Source organism: Pseudomonas sp. Q1-7 (assembly GCF_028010285.1).
In the GTDB taxonomy this organism is placed as follows: domain Bacteria; phylum Pseudomonadota; class Gammaproteobacteria; order Pseudomonadales; family Pseudomonadaceae; genus Metapseudomonas.
Window position 1 is genome coordinate 295,009 of sequence record NZ_CP116304.1, and the last position, 26,838, is coordinate 321,846.

A 26,838-nucleotide genomic window follows, 5' to 3' on the forward strand; every position below is an offset into this window, starting at 1 on the left:
CTGATTGCGGGTTTTCTTAGGGCGCTGCTACCTCTACTCCGTCAGTTCACTCGCTTGCCCAGCAGTGTGTTGACTTCGCGCAGGTCGTCGATATCCAGCATTCCGCACGCGTACTTCAACTGCATTCTGGCCAGCAAGGTGTCAAAACGTGCGCGGGACAGCTGTTGTCTCGTATCGGCGAGTTGACTTTGTGCATCCAGCACGTCAAGGCTGATGCGCAATCCCAGCTTGTAGCCCAAGCGATTGGACTCGAGGGCCGACTGTGACGAGCGTTCGGCAGCTTCCAGCGCCTGTACTTTGGCCATTCCGCCGAAAAAACCCAGCCAAGCTCGCCGTGTCTCCAAGGTTGCGGCGCGGCGAGCGTCGTCCAAATCTGCTTCGGCCTTGATCAGAAGGCTACGCGCTTCGCGAACTGCCGAGCTGGTGGCTCCTCCCTCAAACAGGGGAAGACTCAGGCGCAGGCCGGCGCTCCTGGTTTCGTTGCGCAGGCAGCTGTCCGCTTGTTCCTGCAGGCTTTGGCTAAGCCGCAAGTGGAATCCACGCCCTCATAGATTCCACAATCCCCACTGCTGATTTTATCAAGAACTTTTATATGAAATTTTCTCATGGTTGGTCGTCCTTGGCTGATTGACTGTTGATTGGCGTATTTTTGTGGTTGCGGTCATTCTTAAGTGAGTGGAGTGATATAAGGACGTACCGCTCCCAAAACAATAGAAAGCCTGCCATGAAGCAGGCGGGGGTTTTGTTTTCCAGGTTGAGGGATAACAATAAAAATATTGTTGAGAGTGTGGCGCTTGCGGCTAGGTTGAAGTTTTTGCTTTTGTTTTCTAGGGATCTAAGTTCCCAGGCTAGTAGTTTGTCAAACATCCTGGTCATGGTTGAGTTCTATTGGCTCATGTGAACGCGTTTAAGTGATTTGGTGGGTCGATTGATTGTGAGTATTGCCTGGTGTTCCAAGTCAATTTGACGAATTTTCGGTGCAGGGGTTCTGCTTAGCTCAATCCAGAGAGATCTGTATGATTTTTGCGCGGCTGGTCTGGTGTTTTTGTTGGGCCCTCTATTGATATAGATATGGCTGCTTGGCTTCGAAGTTTGTTTGGCAGCTTTTATAAGTAGAGCTGTTAAGCAAAATCCGACAGGTGTAGGGGCGGACAATGTGCATGGCGATCGGCTCCATCCGTGTAGTGGTGTCGGATTTTCCACCGAGTGCTCCTACGGTTGAGATAGCTTATAAGTAACCAGTTCCTGCGATAAGGTCTAGTTCGCTAGTTGATAAAGGTCGCGCTGTTAGTCTTCTATGGGGTGGTGAACTTGTCTTATAGCTGCTTGGTGGCATGGCTGTGCCGATTTTAATTTGGTGGTTATACTTTTTGTTGTCCTTCCCAATATTGGTGGTCAATTATTAATGGGTGCAGTCTCTAATAATGCACTGCAGATGTCGGGGGAGGGTGTTTTTCTGGCCCGCCTGCATCGCGATCAGTTCCGTCCGTGTGCGGGCACCAGACTTGCGTAGTAACGCGGAGACATGGTCCCGAGCGGTGTAGTTGCTGATATCTAGCTTCTGGGCGATTTGCTTGTTGCTCTTTCCTTGCATCAGCAAATGCAAGACCTCTTGTTCCCTCTTGGTCATCCATGGCTCCTTTGCTACATGGCCGAACTGTCGCGCATTGCGAGCGACAGCGACTTCGGGGCGGAAGAGTGGTGTTTCATCATCCATTGACGAACTGGGCATCACTCACCAAGTGTTGTAAGAACATGGGAAGAGCTGCACAGGCTAGAAATAGGCTGCTAGATAGGGCAAGTGCGCAGAGTAGATATGGGAAAATTCCGTGCTCTGCTCCGGCGTTGTCGTACGTAGTGGTGGTATTGGCTGCGGAGGGCTTGAGCGAGCACCCGGCGATCATGACCCACGCCAGCATCCCGGCGGAGATTCGCGCGGAACTTGGCATCGGCGACTCGCTGGTGCGCTTGTCGGCGGGGGTGGAGGACGTGGAGGATCTGCGCCAGGACCTGGCGCAGGCGTTGGCGCGGGTTTGATGGGCTGAGAATGGGAGAGTGACGGCCGCTTCTCTCTCTGAGTCTGCTCGCCAGCAGTCTGGAACGAGTGACCTTCCCTGCCCCCGTTCTGGTGCTGCCTGACAGGGTGCATGCCGCTGTTCAGCGGTAATACGCATCCCATAGCGTGTTGCGAAACTTGTTGGTCGGATCCACGCGCTTCTTCAGGGCAAAGAACTCTTGGGCGCGCGGGTAGGCGAGAAGGAACTGCTCACGGCTGGCAAGGATCTGGTAGGGCAGGTAGTACGTGCCATGCGAGCGGAGCGCGGCATCGATCAGCTCGCGCGCCCAGACGGCGACCTCGGCGCGCTGGCCTGCGGAGGTGCCTTGACGGTAGTACAGCACCAGGGCAAACGTGTCGCCGCGTGCCCAGGCCAGCAGGGTTCCCGGATCTGCTTTGGCGTGGCGAATGGAAATATTGGTCACTTTGACCTTGTGCTTTTCCAGCACGGTTTTCATGCGAACCACGAAGTTGTCGAGTTCCGCTTCGGGAACGAAATACTCCTGCAGAACATAGCTGTAGCCGGGGCCGGAGATCGGCTGTAGCTCTCGTACATCGAGGCTGGCTTCGTGGTTGCGCCATTGCACCTGCTTGTTCTTGTACAGCAACGGATCCAGCGCTGCCTCGCGCATCATGGCGCCACTCTTGCTGGAAACCAGGCCGAGGGTGGTACGCATGAGCCTGTAGTCTCGATCAGCGGGCACCAGACGTTCCTTCACGGTAAGAGGTGCCCGAGTACGCACGTAGGAGACGGCACGTACGGTGCTGTAGTCATTGGGATAGAGAATGCCGTTGTGCATAACCATGTCCGGATTGTTGCGCACCTCCTGGTCGAAGAATCGCCTGTAGTCGGCCATCGGCATCACCTGGGAATGACGTTCCAGTCTGGCGTTCTCCGTAAGCGCAAGCGTGGCCTCGGCTATTACCCCGATCCCGCCGTAACCGCCGATGGCGCCGTAGAACAGCTCGCTTTCGTGCTCCGGGCTGGCCTCAACCAGACGACCGTCTGCCAGCACCAGGCGAATTGACTTTACTGCCAGTACCAGCGGGCCTTGTCCGATATAACGGCCATGGGAATTGACGCTGAGCGAACCTCCCACGGTGAAATTGGCATAGGACTGCATGATCAACGGTGACAGCTCATAGGGGTCGATGTACTCCAGGACCTCGCGCCAGGTGATGCCTGCTTGCACGCGAATCCATCGTTCACCGGGATTAAAAGACAGGACCTGGTTGTAGCGGCGCATGTCGAGTTGGAGGGCGTTTTCGCTGGCCGTTTGTCCGCCCATGCTGAAGCGACCGCCACCTATAGCGATTGGGCCAGCGTGCGTGCGAACTGCCTGAACGATTTGCTCCAGGCTGGTGGGTGCCAGGACGGCCTGGACCTGGATGGGATTGAGGCCGGAAACATCGTTTACGGTCTCCGCTGCCAGCAGCCGAGCGCTGATGAGCAGGGCGATGATCAGAATCAAGCGCATGGCGGAACGTCCTTGTTCATGTTGTTCATGTCGCTGGTTACCTACCCACTTCGGAAAGGGCGCCTGAACTATCCGCGTTGACCTGGAGTGGCTCATGGTCACGCACAAGCTGCTACGGAAGTAAGCCCTCGTCCGCGGCGGTAGAGGGGCGGGGTCAGTGGGCCGGCACCAGTTTCAGCACCTCGTGGCTGTTGGCCTGTACATCCTCGTCCGAGAAGTGCATGGGCACGTACTCGCCGCGGATGTAGGCCCCGGCCTGGTCCTTGTAGTGGCGGTCGAAGGGCACACCGCTCTGGCCTACGGGGTTGCTGCCCAGGGCGTGTTCGGCATCGGCCATGTCCACCAGGCGGCGGGTGGAAGGGCCGTAGAACACGTCCCAGGGTGCGCTGCCGACGCGATGGGACAGGTTGTTCGGCACTTCGTGGCCGCCGGGGGCGGCGAAGGGGCCGACGTTGAACAGCAGGTTCAGCGGTTTCTGCTGGCCCAGCGGGTGCGCGTGGGTCAGGGTGTGGCCATGGCCCCACTGCCAGGTCGCGCTGTCCTCGCCCAGGGTCTGTTTCAAGTGCGCCAGGCTGGCCTGCCAGGCGGACTTGATCGCCTCGGCGCGGGTTTCCTTGCGTGGCGTGTCGAGGCGGTCCCACCAGGGCGAATCGGCGTCGGCGGCCAGGCGCGGCAGGGCGCTGTCGAGGACACGGGTCTGCAGCAGGCTGTCGAAGAAGGCGTCTCCCAGTTCGTCGTGCAGCGCCGCCCTGGCCAGCTCGTAGGTGAACTGGTTGAACAGGGTGGCGGCCAGCGAATCCAGCGAATGGTCGCCATCCCAGTCGGCCAGTTGCTCCACCAGGGCCTTTTCCCGCGCGTCCGCCGCCGCCGCGTGCAGTTCCTCCAGCAACGGTGCCAGCAGGCGCGGGCCGTAGCCGGTGCCGGTGTCCAGCTGCAGGGCCTGGCTGTTGTACAGGTCCCACTTCACGCCGGGCTGGGCGAGGCGCTCGTTCAGGCGCTGGCCGCGGTCGGGCAGGTTGTAGTAGCCGGGAATGCCGGCACCGGTGGGCGACAGCGGCTGGTAGTTGGCCGAGACGATGTAGCCGCGCTCGGGGTTTTCTTCCTGGGGGTTGGTACTGAAGGGCAGGAAGCCGGGTTTGTCCGCCTCGCCGGTGCTGCCGTCGAGGATGAACGTGGGGTTCACCCCCTGCGGACGTTGCGGCAGCCGGGCGGAGGCCCACCAGCCGATATCGCCGTCGGCATTGGCCCAGACCACGTTCAGGCCGGGGGCGTGGATCTTCTCGGCGGCGGCGCGGGCCTTGTCCAGGCTGTCGGCGCGGTTGAGCTGGTAGAAGGCGTCGAGGATGGGGTTCTCGGTTTCCAGGAAGGCCCACCACATGGCGATGGGCGTCTTGCCGGCGGCCGCGCCCAGGGCGTCGTTGATGATGGGGCCGTGGGGCGAGCGGCGCAGGGTCAGCTTCACCGGCTCGCCATCCTTGACCTGGATGGTTTCTTCGCGGCTTTCCAGGTCGACCCAGTGGCCCTGGTACCAGACCTGCTCGGGGTTGTCCGGGTTGGTTTTCTCGGCGATCAGGTCGAGGTCGTCGTTCTGGAACATGGTCAGGCTCCAGGCGAACCGCCGGTTGTGCCCCAGGGACGCGACCGGGTTGAGCGCCTGGTGATGGCCATACAGCTCGAAGCCGGGATAGGCCAGCTGCGCTTCGTACCACACCGCCGGCACGGCGAAGCGGATGTGCGGGTCGCCGGCCAGCAGCGGCTTGCCGCTGGCGGTGCGGCTGCCGGACACGGCCCAGGCATTGCTGCCCTCGAACTGCGGCAGGCCGGCTTCCACCAGGGCCTGTTGGCTGAGTTGCGCCAGGCGGTTGAGGCCCTGCCAGTCGGCGCTGGCCAGGGGTTGGCGGATGACGCCCTCGGGGTGCCAGTCGAGGTCGAAAGCGTTCAGGTAATCGGCGCCCAGTTCGTCGCGAACGTAGGTCATCACCGGCTCCGTGCGAAAGGCGGCGGCGAAGCTGTAAGCCATGTAGCCGGCGATGGACAGGGTGTCTTCGACGGTGAAGGGGCGCTTGTCGATGCCCAGCAGGTCGAACTCCACAGGCGCGGGGCGGCTGTCCTGATACTGGTTCACGCCGTCGAGATAGGCCAGCAGTGCCTTGGTCGCCGGGCTGTGCATGTCCATCTTCTGCGCGTAGGCGTCGGCATGGGCGCGAATGCCCAGGGTGCGGAACAGGCGGTCGGTGTCCACCAGGCGGGCGCCGAGGACCTCGGCCAGTTCGCCACGGGCCAGGCGGCGCAGCATCTCCATCTGGAACAGCCGGTCCTGGGCCTGGACGAAGCCCAGGGCGCGGTACAGGTCGGCTTCGTTGGCGGCCTGGATGTGCGGCACGCCTCGCTCGTCGTAGCGCACGGTCACCGGCGCCTGGAGATGGGCCAGGGCCAGTTCGCCCTCGCGCAGCGGCTGCTTGCTTTCGCTGTACCAGACGGCGCCGCCGGCGGCCGCGGCGACGATGACGGCCAGGGCGGTCAGGGTGCGTTTCATGCACGATTCTCCTTGTTGTGGTCGCGGCATTCTCCCCAAGCCGATTCCAGCGGGCATTGACCGAAGACCCGTCGAATGGAAGTCTTCGGTCAACTCCGAGGAGCTGCCATGTCCGACGCCGTCCAGTCCGCCCCCCTGACCCATTCCGCCACCTTGCGCCGGTTGCTCTACGAGGCCATGGCGGACCTGGGCGTGGACCCCGCGCAGGTCTACCAGGTCGCCAACCAGCATCGTCGATTCCAGTCGCCGCCTGCCGATGGCCGCCTGCGCCATGACGATGCGCCGCAGTTCTGGCTGGCCGCCGACGCCCTGTTCGGCGATCCCGACATCGGCCTGCACCTGGGTGAGGTGATGAGGCCGCGCCTGCTCGATGAGGTGGGTTACCTGCTGTTGGCCAGCCGCGACCTGGGCGAGGCGCTGGCGAGCTTCCTGCGCTTCCAGCACATCCTGTCCGGTGGATTCGTCGCCCAGCTGCGGTCGGAGGGCGAGCGGGCGCGGTTGGTGATCGACCTCAACTACTTGGGCTACTCCTCGCTGCGCCAGCAGATGGAGTGCCTGGCGCTGCTGTTCACCAAGCTGCTGGGTTTCATCACCGATGACGAATTCCGCCTGGACGGCGTGGAGTTCCGCCACGCTCGCCCGGCACGGGTGAGCGAGCATCAGCGGTTGTTCGGCCTGCTGCCGGCGTTCGGCTGCGAACACGATGCACTGCTGTTCCCGGCGGTCCTGCTGAAACGCCCGTCGCGCACGGCCAATCCGGACCTGCACCGGTTGCTCTGGCAGCACGCGGAGACGCAACTGGAGGCGCTGGGGGGCAACGACCTCGTCAACCGCCTGCGTTACCTGCTGGGGGTGCGCCTGGGCCAGGCGGACTGCTCGCTGCAAGCCTGCGCCGCCGAACTCGGTTTCAGCGCCGGCGGCCTGCAGCGGATTCTGGCGGCGCAGGGCAGCAACCTGCGGCGGGTGCGCGAATCGGTGCAGCAAGTCCGCGCCGTGGAACTGTTGCGGCAGGGGCGGGCGATGCGCGAAGTCGCCCGGGCCTGCGGATTTTCCGAGCTGTCGCCGTTCTATCGGGCCTTTCGTCGCTGGTACGGCATGCCGCCGGAGGCTTACCGGGCCCGCCTGGAGCGGGCCTAGGCCGGTTCACGCCAGGCGCAGAAGCAGCCCGCCGCCAGAGTGCCACCGGCGCTGACCGGGCGGTTGGCGATCAGGGCTTCGAGGATGGGTTCGATGAAACTGTTGGCGGCGTTGCACACCGCCCCTTCGCTGTAAGGGCCAAAGTAGGCCAGGCGACCGTCGCGGTCCCAGATGCCGACGGCAGGCACCGCCGGCAAGTCCTCGGCCCCGGGCACTTCGGCCAAGGGCTGCAGGGCTTCCAGGCCGGGTGGCAGTTGGCCCTTGCTGCCGGGTTTCTGCAACGCATGGAAGGTCACGCCCAGGGGCGCGTAACGCTGGATCAGTTCGGCCAGGTGCTGCTGGTTGCCGGCGTTGCAGGGGCAGGCCGGGTCCCAGAAATGCACCAGGCGGATCGGTCCCGGGCCAGCGAGGTCGGCCGGCAGGCGCAGTCGCTCGCCGGAAAATACCGTGGCCTGCAGGTTGAAGGGGCGGACGTAGCGCGACTCGTACCAGCGCAGGGCCAGCAGGATGGCAATGACGCAGGCGAACAGGGCGAGGCTAGTGATCAGGGTCTTGGGCTGGGGTGCGCGCATGGTGAAGGGCCTGTGCGGGGGCGCGTAGCTTGCCACGTTGCGCCGGGCAGCAGAATATCGGCAGCCGGCCAGGACCCCAGGCGGTCCTGTGGACAGTTTCGTTTCATTCAGGGAAAGCCCGATGTCAGACCCCTTCCAGCCCGACCTGCTGCGCCCCCTGTTGCGACCCTTGGCCGCAGGCGCGGCCGACTTGCGCCAGGCGCGGAGCTACCGCGCGTTCTACCGGCTGGATTTCGCCACGCAGCATCCCGGTGTGCTGACCCGCCTGGGCTGCGTCGAGGCGGCCGGCTATACGCTGGTCAGCCAGCTCTGGCTGCCCCCGGAACCCCGCGCCAGCCTGGTGCTGCTGCATGGTTACTACGACCACATGGGCCTCTACGGCCACCTGGTGGACTGGGCGCTGGGTATGGGCTTCGCGGTGATCGCCTGCGATTTGCCGGGCCACGGCCTGTCCAGCGGTGCGCGGGCCAGCATCGGCGATTTCGCCGAGTACCAGGCCACCTTGCAGGCCCTGCTGGGCGAAGCCGCCGCGCTGAGTCTGCCGCAGCCCTGGCACCTGGCCGGGCAGAGCACCGGCGGCGCCATCCTGCTGGACTACCTGCTGACCGGCACGCCCCGCGCCGAGGTGGGCGAGACGCTGCTGTTCGCCCCGCTGGTGAGGCCGCGCGCCTGGGGCTGGTCGAAGTTCAGCTACCAGTTGCTGCGGCACTTCGTCGAAGAAATTCCCCGACGCTTCAGCGTCAACTCCAGCGATGCCGACTTCATCGAATTCGTCCACCACAAGGACCCGCTGCAACCGCAGACCCTTCCCACCGCCTGGGTCGGCGCCCTGGCCCGCTGGGTGCCGCGTATCGAGACGGCGCTGCGCAGCCCGCGCCGCCCGCTGGTGATCCAGGGAAGCGCCGACATGACGGTGGACTGGCGGCACAACCTGCGGGTGCTGGCGGAGAAGTTCGACCGGCCGGAGGTATTGATGCTGGAGGGCGCCGGGCATCATCTGGTGAACGAGGCGCCGGCCTATCGTCAGCGCTACTTCGGCTTTCTGCGGGAGCGATTGGGCTAGACCGGAAGAAGCATCGCCCCACGGCGCTGGGCCGGTGCGCGGCCGCCGGCCCCGTATTCGCCGCTAGGGGCCGCTACAGCCAGGGTTTCGGTGCCGTAGGGCGATATTCGACGGCGGAGGTCAGAGGTCCTGCTGGGCCGGCGTCAGGTTGGAGGCGTCCTGGCCCACCGCGAGGCCGGCGCGCACGGCGGCGAGGGCGGCCTGGTAGTAGGCCTGGCCTTCGGCGGACTGGGCGAAAGTGACGAACTCCTCCAGCTCCGGATCGGACAGGTCGCGGTAGACATAGAGCAGGGTGTTGTCCAGGTCGTTACCGATCTGCTCCATCAGCCGCTGGCGCTGGCCTTCGAGCATGCCCTGGGCCTGGCCGCCGCCGAGCAGGCCGGGAAGCATCTGGCTGAGGCTGTCGGCGGCGACGCCGGCCAGGGCCAGGCTGACTTCGGCGCCGGCCTCGCGGGCCGGCAGGGCCTGGGCCAGGTGGCGAATCAACAGGCGGCGGGTGGCGTCGGCTTCGATGCGCGGCAGGCCGTTGGCATGCTGAGCCAACTGGTCGCGACGGGTGGCCAGGGTTTCGGCGGCAATGATCTTGCGTCCCAGCGGCGACTGGAAGAAGGTCAGCGCCGGGCGCGGGTCATTCAACTGGCCGCGCAGCGCGGCCTGGGCGCGCTGGTCGATGGCCTGGGGCTGGAAGCGGCGGTTGCTGTTGTCCACCAGGGCCTGGTAGACCGCCGGTGGCAGGGTCTTCTGGTACCGCTGCTGGGCCGCCGCGAGGGCGTCGTTGAAGTGCGCGCGCTGCTCCGGCCAGCCGGCTGCCTGGTACAGGCTGGCGTGATCGTCGGCCAGGGCGGGCAAGCCGAAGAGGAGCAGGGTGACGGCGAAGAGCAGGCGCATGGAATCTCCTTGATGACGCAGTCCGCAGTTCGTATCGGACCCACGCTTACGGCATCGGTTCGGTGGGGTAAGGCAAAGGCGGCGGGCAGGCGGTGCGGGGTTGAGCGTGCGGCTATTCTCGGCGGACTGGGGCTTTATTGTCGAGGTGTCGGAAACCGCCTGAAGGCATGTAGGCGATGCCCGCGTCGCTGGTAGAATCGCGCCACCATGAATGCCTTTGCCGAATCTCCGCTGCTCGCCCTGATCGTCGACGACCTGGCCACCCAGGGCTGGTCCCATCAGTGCCTCATGCTGCCCGCCGACCTCACGGCCGCCCTGGCCGGGGAATGCCGTGCCCGAGCCGCTGCCGGCGACCTGGCGCCGGCCGCCGTGGGCCGTGGCGAAGGCCAGCGAATTCGCGAAGGGGTGCGCGGCGACCTGATCCAGTGGCTGGAGCCTGGCCAGTCGGCCGCCAGCGATGCCTACCTGGTGCTGATGGATGAGCTGCGCCAGCGGCTCAACCGCGAGCTTTATCTGGGACTGGAGGATTTCGAGTGCCATTTTGCCCTCTATCCCCCCGGCGCCTTCTACCAGAAGCACCTGGACCGTTTTCACGACGATGACCGCCGCGCGGTTTCGGTGGTGGCTTACCTGAACGCCGACTGGCAGCCGGAACAGGGCGGTGCCCTGCGCCTGCACCTGGCCGAGGGTGAGCGCGATATCCTGCCCGAGGGCGGCGGCGTGGTGCTGTTCCTCTCCGGCGAGCTGCCGCACGAGGTCCTTCCGGCCAGCCGTCAGCGCTTGTCTCTGGCGGGGTGGTTCCGGCGCCGTGCCTAGGTGCAAGTCGGCACCCTTTGGGAGAGTGACGATGCAGAAGATTCTGGTCAGCCGTTGCCTGCTCGGGCAGCGGGTGCGTTATGACGGCGGGGCCCACGGCCCGTTCGGCCTGCTGGAGCGCTGGCAGGCGGAAGGCCGCATCGTGCCGCTGTGCCCGGAAGTGGCGGGCGGCCTGCCGACACCGCGGGCGCCGGCGGAGATCGCCGGCGGGCGCGGCGGCGCCGTGCTGGACGGCGAACTGCCGGTGCTCACCGACGATGGCCAGGACGTGACCGCCGAATTTGTCGCCGGGGCGCGCATCGCCCTCGATCTGGTGGCCGTCCACGGCATCCGCATTGCGCTGCTCAAGGCGCGCAGCCCGTCGTGCGGCAATCGCGAGAACTATGACGGCAGCTTCAGCGGCGTGCGTGTCGCCGGCGAGGGTGTCACCGCCGCGGCCCTGCGCCGCGCCGGTGTCGAGGTGTTCAGCGAAGAAGAACTGGCCGAAGCGGCGGCGCGCCTGGCGGAACTGGAGGCGGGCTGAGTTCAGCGCGACGCGGCGGGCGGCTGGCTGAGGTCCCGGCCCAGCCAGTGCTCCGACAGGGTCGCGAGCCGGCCCTCGCTGCGCAGCTTGGCCAGGACCCGGTTGAGCTTGTCGCGGAAGGCCGGGTTGCCTTTCTGCAAGGGAATCGCCATCGGCTGCGCCGCGCTGCCTTCGGCCTCAGCCAGGGGGAAGGCATAGGGTTCGCTGAACTCCAGGGCGTCCTGGCCTTGTGCCGGTGCCAGCGACGGGGCCAGGGCGATGTCGTAGCGGCCGCTCCGCAGACCTTCCAGTATCTTGTCGCCGTCTTCCACCAGCAGGTCCGCCTCGACATTCAGCTCCGCCGCCAGGGCGCGTCCCAGTTCCACATCGAAGCCGGCCAGCTTGCCGTCCTCGTGGAAACCGTAGGGCGGATTGTCATCCGCCAGGGCGATGCGCAGGCTGCCGCGTTCCCACACATCGTCGAGCAGTTCCGCCTGGGCCAGGGGGCTCAGCAGGGCGAACAGGGCAGGCAGGCAGTACAGCGGACGCATGGGGACTTCCTCATTCTTGTCAGGGGTTTCGACCGGCGCGAATCGGGCGCCTTGCTCGGACAGCGAGTGAACCTATCTGGTTGCACGGAGTCTGGAATCTCGCTCACAAAACATGGAGATGTGTCATGAGGACTTTGTCTTTCCTGAGCCTGGGCGCCCTGCTGCTGGGCGCCGCCACCGCCACCCTGGCGGCCGTGCCACGCACCCCGGCACCCGAAGGCGCGCAGGTGTACTTCATCGAACCGGCCGATGGTGCCACCGTCGGCCAGACCTTCACCGTCAAGTTCGGTCTCAAGGGCATGGGCGTCGCGCCGGCCGGCGTCGATGCGCCCGCCACCGGCCATCATCACCTGCTGATCGACCAGGATGAAGCACCGGCCATGGATATGCCGTTACCGATGACCGACAGCCTGCGCCATTTCGGCAAGGGGCAGACGGAAACCCAACTGACCCTGCCACCCGGCAAGCACACGCTGCAATTGCTGGTGGGCGACAGGAACCACGTGCCGCTGGCGCCGGCGGTGATCTCGAAAGAGATCACCGTGATCGTCCAGTAAAGACGCGGGACAGCAAAAAGGGAGGCCGAGGCCTCCCTTTTTTCATGTCCAGCCCGTTCCGCTTAGCGGCTCGCGAACAAGGCAGAAACAGCTGAGGAGAGCGGCGTTTACGACTGTAAAGGAGCCTCTCCGAGGCTGTTTCCAATGCAATAGCGCCGACGCGCAGCAGTCCCTGTTCAGAACAGGACGCGGCTGCGGATCGTGCCGTTCACGTGCTGCAGCTTCTCCAGCGCCAGGTCCGAGTACTCGGCATCGACGTCGATCACCACGTAGCCGACCTTCTCGTCGGTCTGCAGGTACTGGCCGGAGATGTTGATGCCGTTGTCGGCGAACACCTTGTTGATCTCGCTCATCACGCCCGGCACGTTCTGGTGGATGTGCAGCAGGCGGTGCTTGCCCGGGTGGGACGGCAGGGCCACTTCGGGGAAGTTGACCGAGGACACCGAGGTGCCGTTGTCGCTGTACTTGACCAGCTTCTCGGCCACTTCCAGGCCGATGTTGGCCTGGGCCTCGGCGGTGGAGCCGCCGATGTGCGGGGTCAGGATCACGCGGTCCAGGCCACGCAGCGGGCTTTCGAATTCCTCGTCGTTGGACTTGGGCTCGACCGGGAACACGTCGATGGCGGCGCCGATCAGGTGCTCGTCCTTGATGGCTTCGGCCAGGGCGTCCAGCTTGACTACGGTGCCGCGCGCGGCGTTGATCAGGATGCCGCCCTTCTTGATGGCGCGGATTTCCTTCTCGCCGATCATCCACTGGGTGGACGGCAGCTCGGGCACGTGCAGGGAGACGATGTCGCTCATGCCGAGCAGCTCGTGCAGGTTGCCCACCTGGGTGGCATTGCCCAGCGGCAGCTTGGTCACGGTGTCATAGAAGTACACCTGCATGCCCAGGGCTTCGGCCAGGACCGAGAGCTGGGTGCCGATGGAGCCGTAGCCGACGATACCCAGCTTCTTGCCACGGATTTCAAAGGAGTTGGCCGCCGACTTGATCCAGCCGCCGCGATGGCAGGAGGCGTTCTTTTCCGGGATGCCGCGCAGCAGCAGGATGGCTTCGGCCAGCACCAGCTCGGCGACGGAGCGGGTGTTGGAATAGGGCGCGTTGAACACGGCGATGCCGCGCTCGCGGGCAGCGTTCAGGTTGACCTGGTTGGTGCCGATGCAGAAGCAGCCGACGGCGATGAGCTTCTTGGCGCAGTCGAACACCTCTTCGGTGAGCTGGGTGCGCGAGCGGATGCCGATGAAGTGGACGTCGGCGATCTTTTCTTTCAGTTCTTCACCCGAAAGGGCGCCCTTGAGGTACTCGATATTGGTGTAACCGGCGGCCTTCAGGGTGTCCACGGCATTCTGGTGGACGCCTTCGAGAAGAAGGAACTTGATCTTGCTCTTTTCGAGAGAGGTCTTGCTCATCTGCGTACCTATGTATCCCGGTAAAAATGACAGAAGCGGGCCGTGGGGGAAGTTGGCTGCGACCCGTAAAATCGGCTGCAGCGCACGATTCGCGGGGTGCGTATGCTAGCATGATCTCCTTTTCCCTTGCTCGGTTGCGACCTGAATCGTTCTCAGGGCGACCATGAATGATTTGAGAGTTCCGCTGATGACCAACGCTGCCCTGATCGAAGAGCTGAAGACCCTGGTTGAGCCCGGCAAGATCCTGACCGACGCTGCGTCCCTGGAGGCGTACGGCAAGGACTGGACCAAGCATTTCGCCCCCGCGCCCAGCGCCATCGTCTTCCCCAAGAGCATCGAGCAGGTGCAGGCCATCGTTCGCTGGGCCAACCAGCACAAGGTGGCGCTGGTCCCCTCCGGCGGCCGTACCGGCCTCTCCGCCGCCGCCGTGGCGGCCAATGGCGAGGTGGTTGTCGCCTTCGACTACATGAATCAGATCCTCGAATTCAACGAATTCGACCGCACCGTGGTTTGCCAGCCGGGCGTGGTCACTGAGCAGCTGCAGAATTTCGCCGAGGAAAAGGGCTTGTACTACCCGGTGGACTTCGCGTCCGCCGGCTCCAGCCAGCTTGGCGGCAACATCGGCACCAATGCCGGTGGGATCAAGGTGATTCGCTACGGCATGACCCGTAACTGGGTAGCCGGTCTGAAAGTGGTCACTGGTGCCGGCGACCTGCTGGAGCTGAACCGCGACCTGATCAAGAACGCGACCGGCTACGACATGCGCCAACTGTTCATCGGCGCCGAGGGCACCCTGGGCTTCGTGGTGGAAGCCACCATGCGCCTGGACCGTGCCCCGAAGAACCTCACCGCCATGGTCCTCGGCTCGCCCGACCTGGACTCCATCATGCCGGTGCTGCATGCCTTCCAGAGCAAGCTGGATCTCACCGCCTTCGAATTCTTCTCCGACAAGGCCATGGCCAAGGTCCTGGCCCGTGGCGACGTGCCGGCGCCCTTCGAGACCGAATGCCCCTTCTACGCGCTGCTGGAGTTCGAGGCCGCGTCGGAAGAGATCGCCAACGATGCCCTGGCCACCTTCGAGCATTGCGTCGAGCAGGGCTGGGTGCTGGACGGCGTGATGAGCCAGAGCGAACAGCAGCTGCAGAACCTGTGGAAACTGCGCGAGTACATCTCCGAGACCATCTCCCACTGGACGCCGTACAAGAACGACATCTCGGTCACCGTCTCCAAGGTGCCGGCGTTCCTGCACGACATCGACGCCATCGTCGAAGCCAACTACCCGGACTTCGAAGTGGTCTGGTTCGGCCACATCGGCGACGGCAACCTGCACCTGAACATCCTCAAGCCGGACAACCTGTCCAAGGACGAGTTCTTCGCCAAGTGCGCCACTGTGAACAAGTGGGTGTTCGAGACCGTGCAGAAGTACAACGGCTCCATTTCCGCCGAGCATGGCGTGGGCATGACCAAGCGTGACTACCTCGGCTACAGCCGCTCGGAGCCGGAGATCGCGGTGATGAAGGCGATCAAGGCGGTGTTCGATCCCAACGGCATCATGAACCCCGGAAAGATTTTCAGTTGAGCAGGCAGGAGGTGGAGCGATCCACCGCCTGTTTCGTATGGACACCGTTCAGGAGTCGGTCAATGAGCTACCAGCATCAGTACGTCGATGGCACCCCCATACATTTTTCCCTGGGCAAGGTGGTCTGCGTCGGCCGCAACTACGCCGAACACGCCCGGGAACTGAACAACCCCGTGCCCACCGAGCCGCTGCTGTTCATCAAGCCGGGGTCCTGCGTGGTGCCGCTGGCCGGCGGCTTCAGCATTCCCCGGGATCGCGGCGCGGTGCACTACGAAGCGGAAATCGCCGTGCTGATCGGCAAGCCGCTGTCCCGCCATCCCGATGAAGAGGAAGTGCGCGACGCCATCTCCGGTTTCGCCCCGGCCCTGGACCTGACCCTGCGCGACGTGCAGGCGAAGCTGAAGGAAAAGGGGCTGCCCTGGGAAATCGCCAAGTCCTTCGATGGTGCCTGCGTGCTGGCGCCCTTCGTGCCGGGCGATGCGCCCGAACAACTGGACGACATCGGCATCCGCCTGACCATCAATGGTGAAATCCGCCAGGACGGCAACAGCCGCGACATGCTCAACCCCATCCTGCCGCTGATCCGGCACATGGCCGGGCATTTCAGCCTGCAGCCGGGCGATGTGATCCTCACCGGCACCCCCGTGGGTGTCGGCCCGCTGAACCCGGGCGACGAACTGGTGCTGGAGCTGGTGGGGCACAGCGCTTTCGACAGCCGGGTCATCTGATCCGGCCGACCGGCGGCGGGGGGTTCACGGAACTTTAACCGGCATATGGCTTTCTCTTGGCGACCTCATCGCCGAGTAGTACCCGATGCCTTTCCGTTTCCCGCCGTTCATCCGCCGCCGCCGGCTGATGTTGGGACTGGTTGCCGCCCTGGCCGGCACCGCCGCGCTTACCCGTTACATGCACTGGGACGACCGTGCCCTAGTCTGGCTGGGCGAGCAGCAGCTGAGCCAGGCGCAGCGCGCCGCCAGCATCTGGCTGCCGGGCTACAAGGCCGTGCTGCAGGGCAAGCCCCTGGCGGGCCTGGAAGAAGACGAAACCTCCGACCTGGCCTACAACCCGGTCACCGGCACCCTGTTCACCGTCACCGGCAAGTCGCCGACCCTGGTAGAGCTGAGCCGCGACGGTGAGGTGCTGCGCAAGATTCCGCTGAATGGCTTCTCCAATCCCGAAGGCGTGGCCGTGCTGGAGCACGGCCATGTGGCGGTGACCGACGAGCGCCGCCGCACCTTGTCGATCTTCGAGCTGGACTCGCAAACCCGTGAGCTGAACGCCGGCAGCACGCCGGAGTTCGACCTGGGCTTTCCCGATTCGGGCAACAAGGGCTTCGAAGGCATCGCCTGGGACCCGGCCAAGGGGCGGCTGATCCTCGGCAAGGAACGTGGCCCGGTCGCCCTGTTCAGCCTCGGCAGCGACGGCAACGAGGCGCTGGACGAAGGACTGCACCCCCTGCCCAGCTATGGCCTGGGCATGCGGAACCTGTCCGCCCTCAGCATCGACCCGCGCACCGGCCACCTGCTGGTGCTCTCCGCCCAGTCCAACCTGCTGCTGGAACTGGACGAACAGGGCGAGCCGATCAGCTTCATCAGCCTGCTCGGCGGCATGAACGGTCTGGAGCGTCGTATTCCCCGTGCCGAAGGCGTGGCCATGGACGAGCGCGGCGATATCTACGTGGTCAGCGAGCCGAACCTGTTCTACGTGTTCCGCAAGGAACGGGCGGCCAGCGTCGACAAGGGCTGATGCTTCGATGGGGCGGTTAAGCTTCGCTTAAGGCGCTTTTAAGCCTCGATTCAGCCAGCGGCCCTAGCCTGATCCCATCAACCACACAACGGGATCACCACCATGAAAGCCCACTACCTCGCCCTGCTGGCCGCCCCTCTGTTCTCCACTGCCGTCCTGGCCAGCAGCTACACCGGCCCCGGCGCCACCGCCCAGATCAACACCGTCGCCGCTGCCCTGGAAGCCGCCGACGATGCGCCGGTGGTGCTGCAAGGGCAGATCGTTCGCCGCATCAAGGGCGATATCTATGAGTTCAAGGACGCCACCGGCACCATGAAGGTGGAAATCGACGACGAAGACTGGCCGCCCCAGAGCATTGGCGAGAAGGACACCGTCAAGCTGACTGGCGAAGTGGATCGCGACCTGATGGGCCGCGAAGTGGATGTGGAGTTTGTCGAGCGGGTGAACTGAGTTAGTGCGACAAACCCTGTGGGGGCGAATGAATTCGCCCCCACATGCATCGGGCTCTCGGCTGGGGTCACGCCACGCTGTCGAACCCCTGCAACACGTTGATTGCGTTGATGCCGATTTCCTCCACCGCATAACCCCCCTCCATCACGAAGAGCGTCTGCAGGCCGAGCTTGCCGATGATCTCGCCCATACGCAGGTAGTCCGGGCTGTCCAGCTTGAACTGCGAGATGGGGTCCTCCTTGAAGGTATCCACCCCCAGCGACACCACCAGCGCGTCCGGTGCGTATTCGGCGATCCGCCGGCAGGCGTCGGCGAGCGCCAGGCTCCACACCGACCAGTCGCTGCCCGAGGCCAGTGGGTAATTGAAGTTGAATCCCTCGCCCACACCCAATCCTTTCTCGTCGGCGAAGCCGAGGTAGTAGGGGTACTCGAAGCGCGGATCGCCGTGGATCGAGGTGAACAGCACATCGGCGCGGTCGTAGAAAATGTCCTGGGTGCCGTTGCCGTGGTGGTAGTCCACATCCAGCACGGCGATCCGTTTCGCCCCCGCGTCTAGCATCGCCTGCACGGCGATGGCCGCGTTGTTCAGGTAGCAGTAGCCGCCCATGTAGTCGGCGGCGGCGTGGTGGCCCGGCGGGCGGCAGAGGGAGAAGATGCCGCGCGCGCCCTTGCGCAGTTCGGCCTGACCGGTGAGGGCGACGTTGGCCGAGCTGGTGATGGCCTGCCAGGTGCCGGCGGTGATCGGCGCGCCGGCGTCGAAGGAGTAGTAGCCGAGGCGGCCGTCGATATCGGTGGGCTCCACCTGGCGCAGGCGCCGGGTCGGCCAGGCGATGGGCAACATGTCGTGGCTGCGGCCCTTGGCCTGCCAATCACTCCAGGCATTCCGGAGAAAGTTGACGAAGCCTTCGCTGTGCACCCGCAGGATGGGTGACAGACCGAAGTCGGTGGGCGCCTGGATGGCGCCCAGCTTCACCGCCTTGGCGCGGTCCAGCACCATGTCGGCGCGGCTGGGCTTCTCGAAACAGGGGGTGAACTGGCCACCGATCAGCTCGTGCTTGCCGTGGTGCAGGTGGTGGTCATCGGTGTAGATCGTCAGCATCGGCGTCTCCTTGCGGCTAGCGCATTATCGGGTTCATTCGTGCTCGGAAAACTGCACGTGCGGCGCGGGGCGACGGAAACCGCCGGTCTGCACGGCAAGGTAGGCCAGGCCGACGGCGAACCAGCCCAGGCCGATGGCCAGGGTCAGGGCCGACAGGCTGGTCCAGAGCCAGGCGATCAGGGCGAAGCCGATCAGCGGGACCAGGCCGTAGCGCAGCAGGTCGGCACCGGTTCGAGGGCGGCCGTCGAACAGGTAGGTGCGGATCACCGCCAGGTTCACCGCGGAGAAGGCCACAAGGGCACCGAAGCTGATCATCGAGGCCAGGGTGGCGAGGTCGATGGTCACCGCCAGCAGCGATACCAGGGAGACGATCAGGATGGCGGCGGTGGGCGTCTGGAAGCGCGCGGACAGGGTGCCGAACAGGCGACGCGGCAGGATGCCGTCGCGGCCCATGCTGTAGAGAATGCGCGCAACCGAGGCCTGGGACGCCAGGGCCGAGCCGGCGGCGCCGGCCACATAGGTGGCGGTGAAGAAGGCCGCGAGGAACTGGCCGCCGGCCTGCAGCATCACTTCGTTGGCGGCGGCGTCCACGTCCTGGAAGCGGCTTCCCGGAAACACCAGTTGGGCGATCAGGGCGAGGACGAAGAACAGCACGCCGGCGCTGAGGGTGGTGATGACGATGGCGCGCGGGATGTCGCGTTTCGGGTCGCGGGCCTCCTCGGCCAGGGTGGAGACTGCGTCGAAGCCGAGGAAGGACAGGCAGAGCACCGCCGCACCGGCCATCAGCGGCGCCAGGCCGGGCTGGCTGCCGTCGCCGATGAAGGGGGCGCTGAAGTCGATGGGCGCACCCATGAGGCTTTTTCCGGCCATGGCCAGGAAGACCGCGACGAACACCAGTTGGGCAATGACGATCAGGTTGCTCATGCCCGATACCGAGCTGATGCCCAACACGTTGAGCACTGTCACCAGGCCGATGGCGCCCACCACGAAGACCCAGGCCGGCACTTCGGGGAAGGCGATGTTGAGGAAGAGGCCGATCACCAGGTAATTGATCATCGGCAGGAACAGGTAATCCAGCAGCAGCGACCAGCCGGCGAGAAAGCCCACGCCGGGGCCGAAACTCAGGCTGGTATAGGAATAGGCCGAACCGGCAATGGGATAGCGGCGCACCATGTAGCTGTAGGACAGGGCGGTGAAGATCATCGCCAGCAGGGTCACCACGTAGGCCAGGGCGGTGCGGCCGCCGGTCATTTCGGTGACTACGCCGTAGGTGGTGAAGATGGTCAGCGGCACCATGTAGACCAGGCCGAAGAACACCAGGGCGGGCAGCCCGAGGATTCGCCTGAGGGCCGTGCCCTGGGCGCTGTGGGCGTAGTCGCTGGGCAGCCCGGTGCGGGTGTCGAGGCTGGCGGAAGGGATAGTCATTGTTCTTCTCTCCAAGGCTTTACTGAGCGCCGCTGGGCGGCGCCTGGGTCGCGGTGCGGGCGATCCATGCAGGTGCGAGGCCGGGTCCGTTGCGCATCCGGCGGTGCGCGGGCAGTCAGTAAGGGGAGGGGCGAGGTATCGGTGGGACGGTGGAGGCGAAGGCGGTGCGGATCGAAAGTGCGCGGGACATCGTCGTTTCTCTCTAGCCATTGTTCTTGTTGAATCGGCGCCTGCTGTGGGCGCCTGCTAGTCGCATGCCGTTCGATTCTGTCAGCGACGCACCGGGGGCATAACCCTGCAAAGGGTCAATAAGGGATCGAGATGGCCAACTTGCATGGCCGTGTGGAATGGTTTGAATGCGCTCGCCGGTAGGTTGGTGCGGGCCACGCTGGTCCGAGCTTGCGAGGCCCAACGAGCAGATGTCGGACCCGCCGCGCGTGGTGCGTAGGATGGGTGCAGCTTGCGAACCCCATCACCTTCGTCGATGGGGTTCGCTTCGCTCTACGCCATCCTACGGTCCTTGCTTTTACTTCTTGAGCTTGGTCCACACCTTGCTGCGCAGGGACAGGGCTTTTGGCGAGCAGAGCTTGAAGGTGCGCAGGCGGTCCAGCTTGTCCTGCGGGGTGTTGATGGCCGGGTCGTCGAACAGCGCCTGCTCCATGAACTTGTCCGAGCCTTCCACGGCGTTGTTGTACTTGGCGAAGTTGGAGGCGGCGGCGATGTTTTCCGGCTGCATCATCCAGTTGATGAAGACGTGGGCCTCTTCCACGTTCACCGCGTCCTTGGGGATCACGAAGTTGTCGATGAAGACATGGATGCCTTCCTGCGGATAGACGTAGACCAGGCTGTCGCGCTGGGCGTGGGCGCGGTGGAAGGCGCCGTTCCACTGCATGTGCATGGCGACTTCGCCGGCGGCCATGCGCTCGATGGTGCCGTCGCTGTTGTACATGGCCAGCAGCGGCTTCTGCGCCAGCAGCAGGTCCTGGATCTTCTTCGCGTCCTTCGGGTCCTCGGTGCACTGGTCGATGGACAGGTAGTGGGAGGCGGCGATGTACAGGTCTTCGATCGAGTTCAGCGCCACCGCCTTGCCCTTCAGTTCGGCCGGCGGCTCGAAGAAGGGCTTCCAGCTTTCATCCAGCTTGCCGCCGGGCACCTGCTGGCTGTCGTAGCTGTAGCCGGTGGTGCCCCAGAGATAGGGCACGCTGTAGTCGTGGCCGGGGTCGAAGTCGAGGGTCTGGAAGTTGGCCTTGAGGTTCTTCAGGTTGGGCAGCTTGGACTTGTCGAACTTCTGCAGCAGCCCGTCGCCGGCCATGATCTGGATGAAGCTGTCCGACGGCACCACCACGTCGTAGGCGCCGCCGCCGGCCTTGAGCTTGGCCAGCAGGGTCTCGTTGCTGTCGTACGCGTCCAGGGTGGCCTTGATCCCGGTGTCCTGCTCGAACTTCTTCAGGAGTTCCGGTGGGTAATAGTCCGACCAGTTGGCGAAGTGCAGGGTGCCTGCGGCCTGGGCGGAACCGGCCAGGCCGGTGGCGAGCAGGAGGGCGAGGGCAAGCGGGGTACGACGGGTCATGGTCAAGCTCCTTGCGGGTCGTGGACGGGTCAGCGCTTGCGCTGCCCGACGTAGTAGGACAATGCAACGAAAGCTATGGAAATCACGAGGATGATCGAGGAAATGGCGTTGATCTTCGGCGAGATACCCATCCGTATCGAACTGAAGATGTACACCGGCAAGGTGGTGGCGCCGGCCCCGGCGACGAAGTAGGTGATGACGAAGTCGTCCATGGAGATGATGAAGGCCAGCATCGCCCCGGAGAGGATGCCGGGCATCAGCAGCGGGAAGGTCACCTTCCAGAAGGCCTTCCAGGGCGAGGCGTAGAGGTCGGCGGCGGCCTCCGCCAGGCGTGGGTCCATGCCTTCCAGGCGGGCGCGGATCGGCAGGTAGGCGAAGGGAATGCAGAACACCACGTGGGCGATGAGGATGGTGAACAGCGACAGCTTGAGGCCGATGAAGGCGAAGAACATCAGGGTGGCGACCGCCGTGACGATCTCCGGCACCAGCAGCGGCAGGCCGAGCACCCCGCTCATCAGCGTCTGCCCGCGGAAAGCGCGGCCGCGCATGCCGAGGGCCGCCAGGGTGGCCAGCGCGGTGGCGATCAGGGTGGCGAAGGTGGCGACGATCAGCGAGTTCTTCGCCGCGCGGACAATTTCCGGGTCGTTGGCCACCACCGAGTACCACTTGAGGCTGAAGCTTTCCCAGATGGTCGCCGACTGGCCGCCATTGAAGCTCAGCGCCACCAGCACCAGGATCGGCACGTAGAGGAAGGCGAAGAATAGCCAGGCGGTGGGGCGTACCCCGGTGAAGCGCCAGAGCGGGTTGCGCATGTTCATGGATGGCCCCCGGCGGCGCCCGGCTTGAAGCGCAGGCTGTAGAGCAGCATCGCCAGCAGCACGAAGCCGAGCAGGGCGAAGGACAGCGCCGCGCCCAGTGGCCAGTTGTGGGAGGCGCCGAACTGCAGCTGGATCAGGTTGCCGATCATCAGCGACTTACCGCCCCCCAGCAGCTCGGGAATGATGTAGTTGCCCAGCGAAGGGATGAACACCAGGATCGCCCCGGCGATTATCCCCGGCATGGCCAGCGGCACGATGACCCGGCGCAAGGCCTGGAAGCGGTTGGCGCCCAGGTCGAAGGCGGCCTCCACCAGGCGCCAGTCGAGCTTTTCCAGGCTGGTGTAGATGGGCAGCACCATGAAGGGCAGGAAGCTGTAGAGCAGGCCGATGACCACAGCGACATCGGTGTAGAGCAATCCCAGGGCGCCGTCCGACAGGCCGAACACGCCGAGGCCGCTGTCCACCAGGCCGCCATTGCGCAACAGCAGGATCCAGGCGTAGACCCGCACCAGCAGATTGGTCCAGAAGGGGACCGTGACCAGGAACAGCAGCAGGTTGCGCCTGCGCTCGCTCTGCAGGGCCAGGTAGAGCGCGGTGGGGAAGCCGATCAGCAGGCAACCGAAGGTGGTCAGCACCGAAAGCCAGAAAGAACGCTGGAAGATCTGCAGGTAGTCGGTATTGAACACCAGGCTGTCATCCAGATCGCGCTCGTAGAGGAAGTTGATGTAGGCCTCTACGGAATACTGGTCCCACTTCACGCCGCCGTAATCGCCGGGCGCCAGGATCGACACCAGGAACATGATCCCCAGCGGCAGCACCAGGAAGGCCAGCAGGGCGAGCATGGCCGGGCTGGTGAGCAGCAGGCGCCGGCGCAGTTGGCGAACTGCCGCCTGGGCGCGCAGGGTGCTCATTCAGGCAGCACCCGGACGGCTTCGCTGGGCACCTGCACCCGCACTTTCTCACCGGCGGAGTGGGCGGTCAGCGCGCCGTTGCGGTTCTGCTGGCGCACGCGGAAGCCGCTCTGGCCGGCGACGTTGAGGTGGTAGACGGTGTCGGTGCCGACATACACCACGTTCTCGATCTCGCCGGCCAGGTTGCCCTGGTCGTCGAGGCAGGTGCGCTCCGGGCGGATCGCCAGGGTCACCGCGCCGCGTCGCGGGCTATAGGCGCTGAGCAGTTGGCCGTCGGGCAGCAGCACCCCGCGCTCCAGGGCCTCGCCTTCGAGGAAGTTGGTTTCGCCGATGAAGTCCGCCACCGTGCGGTTCAGCGGGGCCTCGTAGATTTCCGTGGGTGTGCCGACCTGGAGAATGCGGCCCTTGCTCATGACGGCAATGCGGTCGGACATGGTCAGGGCTTCTTCCTGGTCGTGGGTGACGAAGATGAAGGTGATGCCGGTTTCGTGCTGCAGGCGCTTGAGCTCGATCTGCATCTCCTTGCGCAGCTTCTGGTCCAGCGCCGAGAGGGATTCGTCCAGCAGCAGCACCTTGGGCTTGTTGGCCAGGGCGCGGGCCAGGGCGATGCGCTGTTGCTGGCCGCCGGACAGCTGGTCGGCGCGGCGCCCGCCCACATCCGGCAGTTTCACCAGCTCCAGCATGCGCTGCACCGTGGCGTCGATCTCTTGGCGCCCGAGGCCACGCATCTCCAGGCCGAAGCCGATGTTCTGCGCCACCGTCATGTGGGGGAACAGGGCGTAGCTCTGGAACACGGTGTTGACCGGCCGGCGAAAAGGCGGGAGGCCCTGCATCGCTTCGCCGTAGAGGCGGATCGTGCCGGTGCTGGGCTGCTCGAAGCCGGCGATGAGTCGCAGGAGGGTGGTCTTGCCGCAGCCGGAGGGACCGAGGAGGGTGAAGAACTCGTTGGCGCGGATTTCCAGGGACACATCGTCGAGGGCCTTCACGCCCTGCCCAGGATCGCCGAACTCCATGCACACACGGTCGACACTGATCGCGCTGGTCATGCTGATCACAAGCTCTAAGGGTTTGTTCTTATTGGGCTTTTCTTCTCTCGCTGATGAAGCGGCCCTTGTTTGTCCCGATTCTGTCAGCAGCCCTGTCCGGTTAAGAACGATAGATCAGGTCAAAAGGGGATATTTCCGGCCAAGTTGTGGGGGTGTGACGGGCGTCGCAGGGGCGCAGAAGCTGTAGGGGCGAATGAATTCGCCCCCCACACAAGGAAGTTTCAGCCTCAGGAATGGGTCAGCGCCGATACAGGCTTGGCGACTGCCCGCTCCAGCGCTGGAAGGCATGGCGGAAACTGGCGGTTTCGCTGTAGCCGAGCTGCTCGGCGATCAGGTAGATGGGCAGGTCGGTCTGCGCCAGCAACTGGCGCGCCTTGTCGTAGCGTACTTCGTCCAGCAGGCGCTGGAAGCTGGTGTTCAGCCGCTGCAGGTGGCGGCGCAGGGTGCGTTCGGAGCGGTGCAGTTGGCGCGCCACGCTGTCCAGGTCGCAGGCCTCGCGCAGGTGATTGGCCAGGTGCTGGCGTATCTGGTCGAGCATGTCGTGACGGCTGCTGAGCTGGGCGTCCAGCTTCAGGCATTGCTGCAGGCCGTAATGGCAGGTGACCGGGTCGGCCAGCGGCAGGGGGCGTTCGAGCAGGGCCGCGTCGAAGCAGAGCGCATTGCGCGGCGCGCCGAACTCCACCGGGCAGCCCAGGATCTGCGCGTGGCTGGCGGCGTACAGCGGCGGACGATAGGCCAGGCAGACGCGCGTCGGGTGGATGCTGGTGCCGAGCAGGTCCTGCACCACGGTGAGCAGCGAGCTCAGGCACAGCTCGGTGTTGAACACCGTCAGCTCCGGTGCGTAGCGGTAGCCGTCGGCTACCAGACGGGCCTCGGCGCCCTGCTCCTCCAGGCTCAGCTTGAAGTAGGTCCCCAGCAGCGCCGGGTGGCCGAGGGCCAGGGTGAGGGCGTCGCGCAGGGTGCGGCTGGCGAGCATGGTGTAGCCGAGCATGCCGTAGGCGGATACGTGCATGCGCAGGCCGAGGGAGAGCCCCAGGGCCGGGTCGCGGGTGCTGGCCAGCGCGTTGGCGAACACGCGCAGTTCCTGGGCATGGCTGATGAGCTTGTCGGGCGTGTCGAGGTCGGTACAGGCGACGCCGCTGCCGTCCAGCAGGCGGCTTCTGTCGATGTCGCTGTCGGCCAGGGTCGCGACGGCCAGGGCGATGGTGTGCAGGGTGGTGAGTGCGCGTGCTTCCGGTAGCAGTGCGGTAGCCATTTTCCGTCCCCTTCTGTAACGCGCACGGTCGCATTTCGCGCGTTAAGCTTCAGTTCAGGCAGAGTTCCAAGGGGCTCTGTATCCTTCGGCGCGTCCTGAACCCTGAGTCCTTTTCCGATGCGTGCTCTCGTGACCCCGCGGCGGCTGGTGGCCGCCATCTTGCTGCTGATTCTGGTGCTGCTCGGCATCGCCGCCCAGCAGTTCCGGCTCTTCGAACGGGGCCTGTTCGTCCTGCAAGAATGGCGCCACGCCTCCGAATGGCGGGACCGCTCCATCTGGCTGCCGGATTACCGGGTCGCCATCGAGGCCAAACCCATCGAAGGGTTGTCGGACGACGTTTCCGCCCTGACCTACGACCCGAACCGCCACAGCCTCTTCACCGTCACCAACCAGCGCCCGGAAATCATCGAACTGTCCCTGGATGGACACCTGATCCGCCGCATCGAGCTCGTCGGATTCGGCGACCCGGAGGCGATCGAGTACATCAGCAAGGGCGTCTACGTGATCACCGACGAGCGCTTGCAGCGCCTCATCAAGGTGCGCGTGGAGGAAAACACCACGCGCATCGATGCCGGCGAATCCCAGCAGTTGTCCCTCGGGATCGACCGCTCCGGTAACAAGGGCTTCGAGGGCCTGGCCTACGACTCGGTCGGCCAGCGCCTGTTCGTGGCCAAGGAGCGCGACCCGGTGCGCATCTACGAGATCCACGGCTTTCCCCACACCAATGCGGACAAGCCGTTCGCCGTCCACGTGGTGGACGATCCCAAGCGCGACGCGCGTCTGTTCGTCCGTGACCTGTCCAGCCTGCAATACGATGAGGGCAGCGGCCATTTGCTGGCGCTGTCCGACGAGTCCCGGCTGGTGCTGGAACTGAACGCCGACGGCAAGCCGATCAGCACCCTGTCCCTGCTGCGCGGCATGCACGGCCTGCAGCGGGCGGTGCCGCAGGCCGAAGGCGTGGCCATGGATAACGAAGGCAACCTCTACCTGGTCAGCGAGCCGAACCTGTTCTACGTGTTCCGCAAGCCGGCGCGCGACTGATCAGCTCTGGTCGTCGAGGGTGGCGCCGGGTGCGTTGTGCTTCACTGACTCGATGCCCGCACTGGCGCTGGCGGCGCTGGCGTACATCTGGCTCTGGCCGATGACCTGGCCGTTGGTGGCCTTGAGGACGAAATAGAACTTGCCGTTGCTGGCGGCCTTGCTTTCGAAGGCGCCGTCGCGAGCGGCGTTCTTGCGCACCGATTCGATGCCGTTCAGGGCGGAATCCTTGGCCTTGTACAGCTCGCTGGTGAGGATGGTCTCGCCGTTGCCGGCGTTCAGGTTGAAGTGGAACTGGCCGTCGCTGGCCTTCTTCAGGTGGAATTTCCCGGCCATGGG

At 64.8% G+C, this 26,838-nt stretch carries 26 protein-coding genes and 1 pseudogene; 11 read left to right on the forward strand and 16 right to left on the reverse strand.

The genetic code is table 11. The annotated features are described in order from the left end of the window. Positions 1 to 41 precede the first annotated feature (41 nt). Entirely contained in the window at positions 42 to 530 is a 489-nt protein-coding gene (locus tag PJW05_RS01410; protein WP_271410167.1) for a TolC family protein, read from the reverse strand. Positions 531 to 1,402: 872 nt separating this feature from the next. Continuing rightward, positions 1,403 to 1,630, reverse strand: a complete 228-nt coding sequence (locus PJW05_RS01415; RefSeq protein ID WP_271410168.1) for a LuxR C-terminal-related transcriptional regulator — start codon at positions 1,628 to 1,630, stop codon at positions 1,403 to 1,405. Between the two features lie 245 nt (positions 1,631 to 1,875). Between PJW05_RS01415 and PJW05_RS01420 the strand changes: the two are divergent. Continuing rightward, positions 1,876 to 2,037, forward strand: a pseudogene (locus tag PJW05_RS01420) (PLP-dependent transferase); the annotation flags it as partial. Positions 2,038 to 2,157: 120 nt separating this feature from the next. Here the strand turns inward: PJW05_RS01420 and PJW05_RS01425 are convergent. Both PJW05_RS01425 and PJW05_RS01430 read right to left on the reverse strand, forming a co-directional pair. Further along, entirely contained in the window at positions 2,158 to 3,534 is a 1,377-nt protein-coding gene (locus tag PJW05_RS01425; protein ID WP_271410169.1) for an FAD-binding oxidoreductase, read from the reverse strand. Between the two features lie 154 nt (positions 3,535 to 3,688). Further along, entirely contained in the window at positions 3,689 to 6,070 is a 2,382-nt protein-coding gene (locus PJW05_RS01430) for a penicillin acylase family protein (protein ID WP_271410170.1), read from the reverse strand. A 108-nt stretch (positions 6,071 to 6,178) separates the two neighbouring features. Here PJW05_RS01430 and PJW05_RS01435 point away from each other — a divergent pair, with 108 nt between their 5' ends. Next, positions 6,179 to 7,207, forward strand: a complete 1,029-nt coding sequence (locus PJW05_RS01435; protein ID WP_271410171.1) for an AraC family transcriptional regulator — start codon at positions 6,179 to 6,181, stop codon at positions 7,205 to 7,207. On the opposite strand, the gene PJW05_RS01440 is transcribed toward PJW05_RS01435, so the two are convergent. Continuing rightward, a complete protein-coding gene (locus PJW05_RS01440; RefSeq protein ID WP_271410172.1) occupies positions 7,204 to 7,779 on the reverse strand; it encodes a DUF6436 domain-containing protein in 576 nt (191 codons plus the stop codon). The two genes, PJW05_RS01435 and PJW05_RS01440, sit on opposite strands and share 4 nt — an antisense overlap. Positions 7,780 to 7,900: 121 nt before the next feature. Between PJW05_RS01440 and PJW05_RS01445 the strand changes: the two genes are divergently transcribed. Continuing rightward, positions 7,901 to 8,842: an alpha/beta hydrolase gene (locus tag PJW05_RS01445; RefSeq protein ID WP_271410173.1), complete on the forward strand. Its 942-nt coding sequence runs from the start codon at positions 7,901 to 7,903 to the stop codon at positions 8,840 to 8,842. Positions 8,843 to 8,962: 120 nt separating this feature from the next. Here PJW05_RS01445 and PJW05_RS01450 read toward each other — a convergent pair whose 3' ends face one another. Beyond that, positions 8,963 to 9,730: a hypothetical protein gene (locus PJW05_RS01450; protein WP_271410174.1), complete on the reverse strand. Its 768-nt coding sequence runs from the start codon at positions 9,728 to 9,730 to the stop codon at positions 8,963 to 8,965. A gap of 207 nt (positions 9,731 to 9,937) precedes the next feature. Between PJW05_RS01450 and PJW05_RS01455 the strand changes: the two genes are divergently transcribed. Next, complete coding sequence (locus PJW05_RS01455) at positions 9,938 to 10,546, forward strand: 2OG-Fe(II) oxygenase (protein ID WP_271410175.1); 609 nt, start codon at positions 9,938 to 9,940, stop codon at positions 10,544 to 10,546. Between the two features lie 31 nt (positions 10,547 to 10,577). After that, positions 10,578 to 11,069, forward strand: a complete 492-nt coding sequence (locus PJW05_RS01460; RefSeq protein WP_271410176.1) for a DUF523 domain-containing protein — start codon at positions 10,578 to 10,580, stop codon at positions 11,067 to 11,069. A gap of 2 nt (positions 11,070 to 11,071) precedes the next feature. Here the strand turns inward: PJW05_RS01460 and PJW05_RS01465 are convergent, their stop codons facing one another. Further along, entirely contained in the window at positions 11,072 to 11,599 is a 528-nt protein-coding gene (locus PJW05_RS01465; protein ID WP_271410177.1) for a transporter substrate-binding domain-containing protein, read from the reverse strand. Between the two features lie 125 nt (positions 11,600 to 11,724). On the opposite strand from PJW05_RS01465, the gene PJW05_RS01470 reads away from it, so the two are divergent. Next, positions 11,725 to 12,156 carry a DUF4399 domain-containing protein gene (locus tag PJW05_RS01470; RefSeq protein WP_271410178.1) on the forward strand — a complete coding sequence of 144 codons (432 nt, stop codon included), beginning with the start codon at positions 11,725 to 11,727 and terminating at the stop codon, positions 12,154 to 12,156. A 176-nt stretch (positions 12,157 to 12,332) separates the two neighbouring features. Here PJW05_RS01470 and serA read toward each other — a convergent pair whose 3' ends face one another. Next, entirely contained in the window at positions 12,333 to 13,562 is a 1,230-nt protein-coding gene (gene serA / locus PJW05_RS01475; protein ID WP_271410179.1) for a phosphoglycerate dehydrogenase, read from the reverse strand. 187 nt (positions 13,563 to 13,749) lie between these two features. Between serA and PJW05_RS01480 the strand changes: the two genes are divergently transcribed. From PJW05_RS01480 to PJW05_RS01495, 4 genes are all read left to right on the forward strand, one after another. After that, entirely contained in the window at positions 13,750 to 15,141 is a 1,392-nt protein-coding gene (locus PJW05_RS01480) for an FAD-binding oxidoreductase (protein WP_271410180.1), read from the forward strand. A 62-nt stretch (positions 15,142 to 15,203) separates the two neighbouring features. Continuing rightward, positions 15,204 to 15,869 (forward strand): fumarylacetoacetate hydrolase family protein, encoded by a 666-nt coding sequence (locus PJW05_RS01485; protein ID WP_271410181.1) that lies wholly within the window; start codon positions 15,204 to 15,206, stop codon positions 15,867 to 15,869. A gap of 85 nt (positions 15,870 to 15,954) precedes the next feature. Then, positions 15,955 to 16,887, forward strand: coding sequence for an SdiA-regulated domain-containing protein (locus PJW05_RS01490; RefSeq protein ID WP_442969201.1), 933 nt, complete (start codon positions 15,955 to 15,957; stop codon positions 16,885 to 16,887). Between the two features lie 102 nt (positions 16,888 to 16,989). Next, positions 16,990 to 17,337 (forward strand): NirD/YgiW/YdeI family stress tolerance protein, encoded by a 348-nt coding sequence (locus PJW05_RS01495; protein ID WP_271410182.1) that lies wholly within the window; start codon positions 16,990 to 16,992, stop codon positions 17,335 to 17,337. Between the two features lie 67 nt (positions 17,338 to 17,404). Here PJW05_RS01495 and PJW05_RS01500 read toward each other — a convergent pair whose 3' ends face one another. From PJW05_RS01500 to PJW05_RS01530, 7 genes are all read right to left on the reverse strand, one after another. After that, positions 17,405 to 18,436 (reverse strand): histone deacetylase family protein, encoded by a 1,032-nt coding sequence (locus PJW05_RS01500; protein ID WP_271410183.1) that lies wholly within the window; start codon positions 18,434 to 18,436, stop codon positions 17,405 to 17,407. Positions 18,437 to 18,469: 33 nt separating this feature from the next. Then, positions 18,470 to 19,861, reverse strand: coding sequence for an APC family permease (locus tag PJW05_RS01505; RefSeq protein WP_271410184.1), 1,392 nt, complete (start codon positions 19,859 to 19,861; stop codon positions 18,470 to 18,472). 526 nt (positions 19,862 to 20,387) lie between these two features. Continuing rightward, positions 20,388 to 21,431 carry an ABC transporter substrate-binding protein gene (locus PJW05_RS01510; protein ID WP_271410185.1) on the reverse strand — a complete coding sequence of 348 codons (1,044 nt, stop codon included), beginning with the start codon at positions 21,429 to 21,431 and terminating at the stop codon, positions 20,388 to 20,390. 29 nt (positions 21,432 to 21,460) lie between these two features. Next, the gene (locus PJW05_RS01515; RefSeq protein ID WP_271410186.1) at positions 21,461 to 22,249 is read right to left on the reverse strand and encodes an ABC transporter permease; all 789 of its coding nucleotides are present in this window, start codon (positions 22,247 to 22,249) and stop codon (positions 21,461 to 21,463) included. Then, positions 22,246 to 23,160 (reverse strand): ABC transporter permease, encoded by a 915-nt coding sequence (locus PJW05_RS01520; RefSeq protein WP_271410187.1) that lies wholly within the window; start codon positions 23,158 to 23,160, stop codon positions 22,246 to 22,248. Before PJW05_RS01520 ends, PJW05_RS01515 begins: the two co-directional genes overlap by 4 nt. Then, positions 23,157 to 24,206 (reverse strand): ABC transporter ATP-binding protein, encoded by a 1,050-nt coding sequence (locus PJW05_RS01525; RefSeq protein ID WP_271410188.1) that lies wholly within the window; start codon positions 24,204 to 24,206, stop codon positions 23,157 to 23,159. Before PJW05_RS01525 ends, PJW05_RS01520 begins: the two co-directional genes overlap by 4 nt. A gap of 238 nt (positions 24,207 to 24,444) precedes the next feature. Beyond that, positions 24,445 to 25,461: an AraC family transcriptional regulator gene (locus tag PJW05_RS01530; RefSeq protein ID WP_271410189.1), complete on the reverse strand. Its 1,017-nt coding sequence runs from the start codon at positions 25,459 to 25,461 to the stop codon at positions 24,445 to 24,447. Between the two features lie 117 nt (positions 25,462 to 25,578). Here PJW05_RS01530 and PJW05_RS01535 point away from each other — a divergent pair, with 117 nt between their 5' ends. After that, a complete protein-coding gene (locus PJW05_RS01535; protein ID WP_271410190.1) occupies positions 25,579 to 26,502 on the forward strand; it encodes an SdiA-regulated domain-containing protein in 924 nt (307 codons plus the stop codon). Here the strand turns inward: PJW05_RS01535 and PJW05_RS01540 are convergent, their stop codons facing one another. Next, the gene (locus PJW05_RS01540) at positions 26,503 to 26,835 is read right to left on the reverse strand and encodes a YegP family protein (RefSeq protein WP_271410191.1); all 333 of its coding nucleotides are present in this window, start codon (positions 26,833 to 26,835) and stop codon (positions 26,503 to 26,505) included. It lies immediately after the preceding gene. Between the last annotated feature and the right edge of the window lie 3 nt (positions 26,836 to 26,838).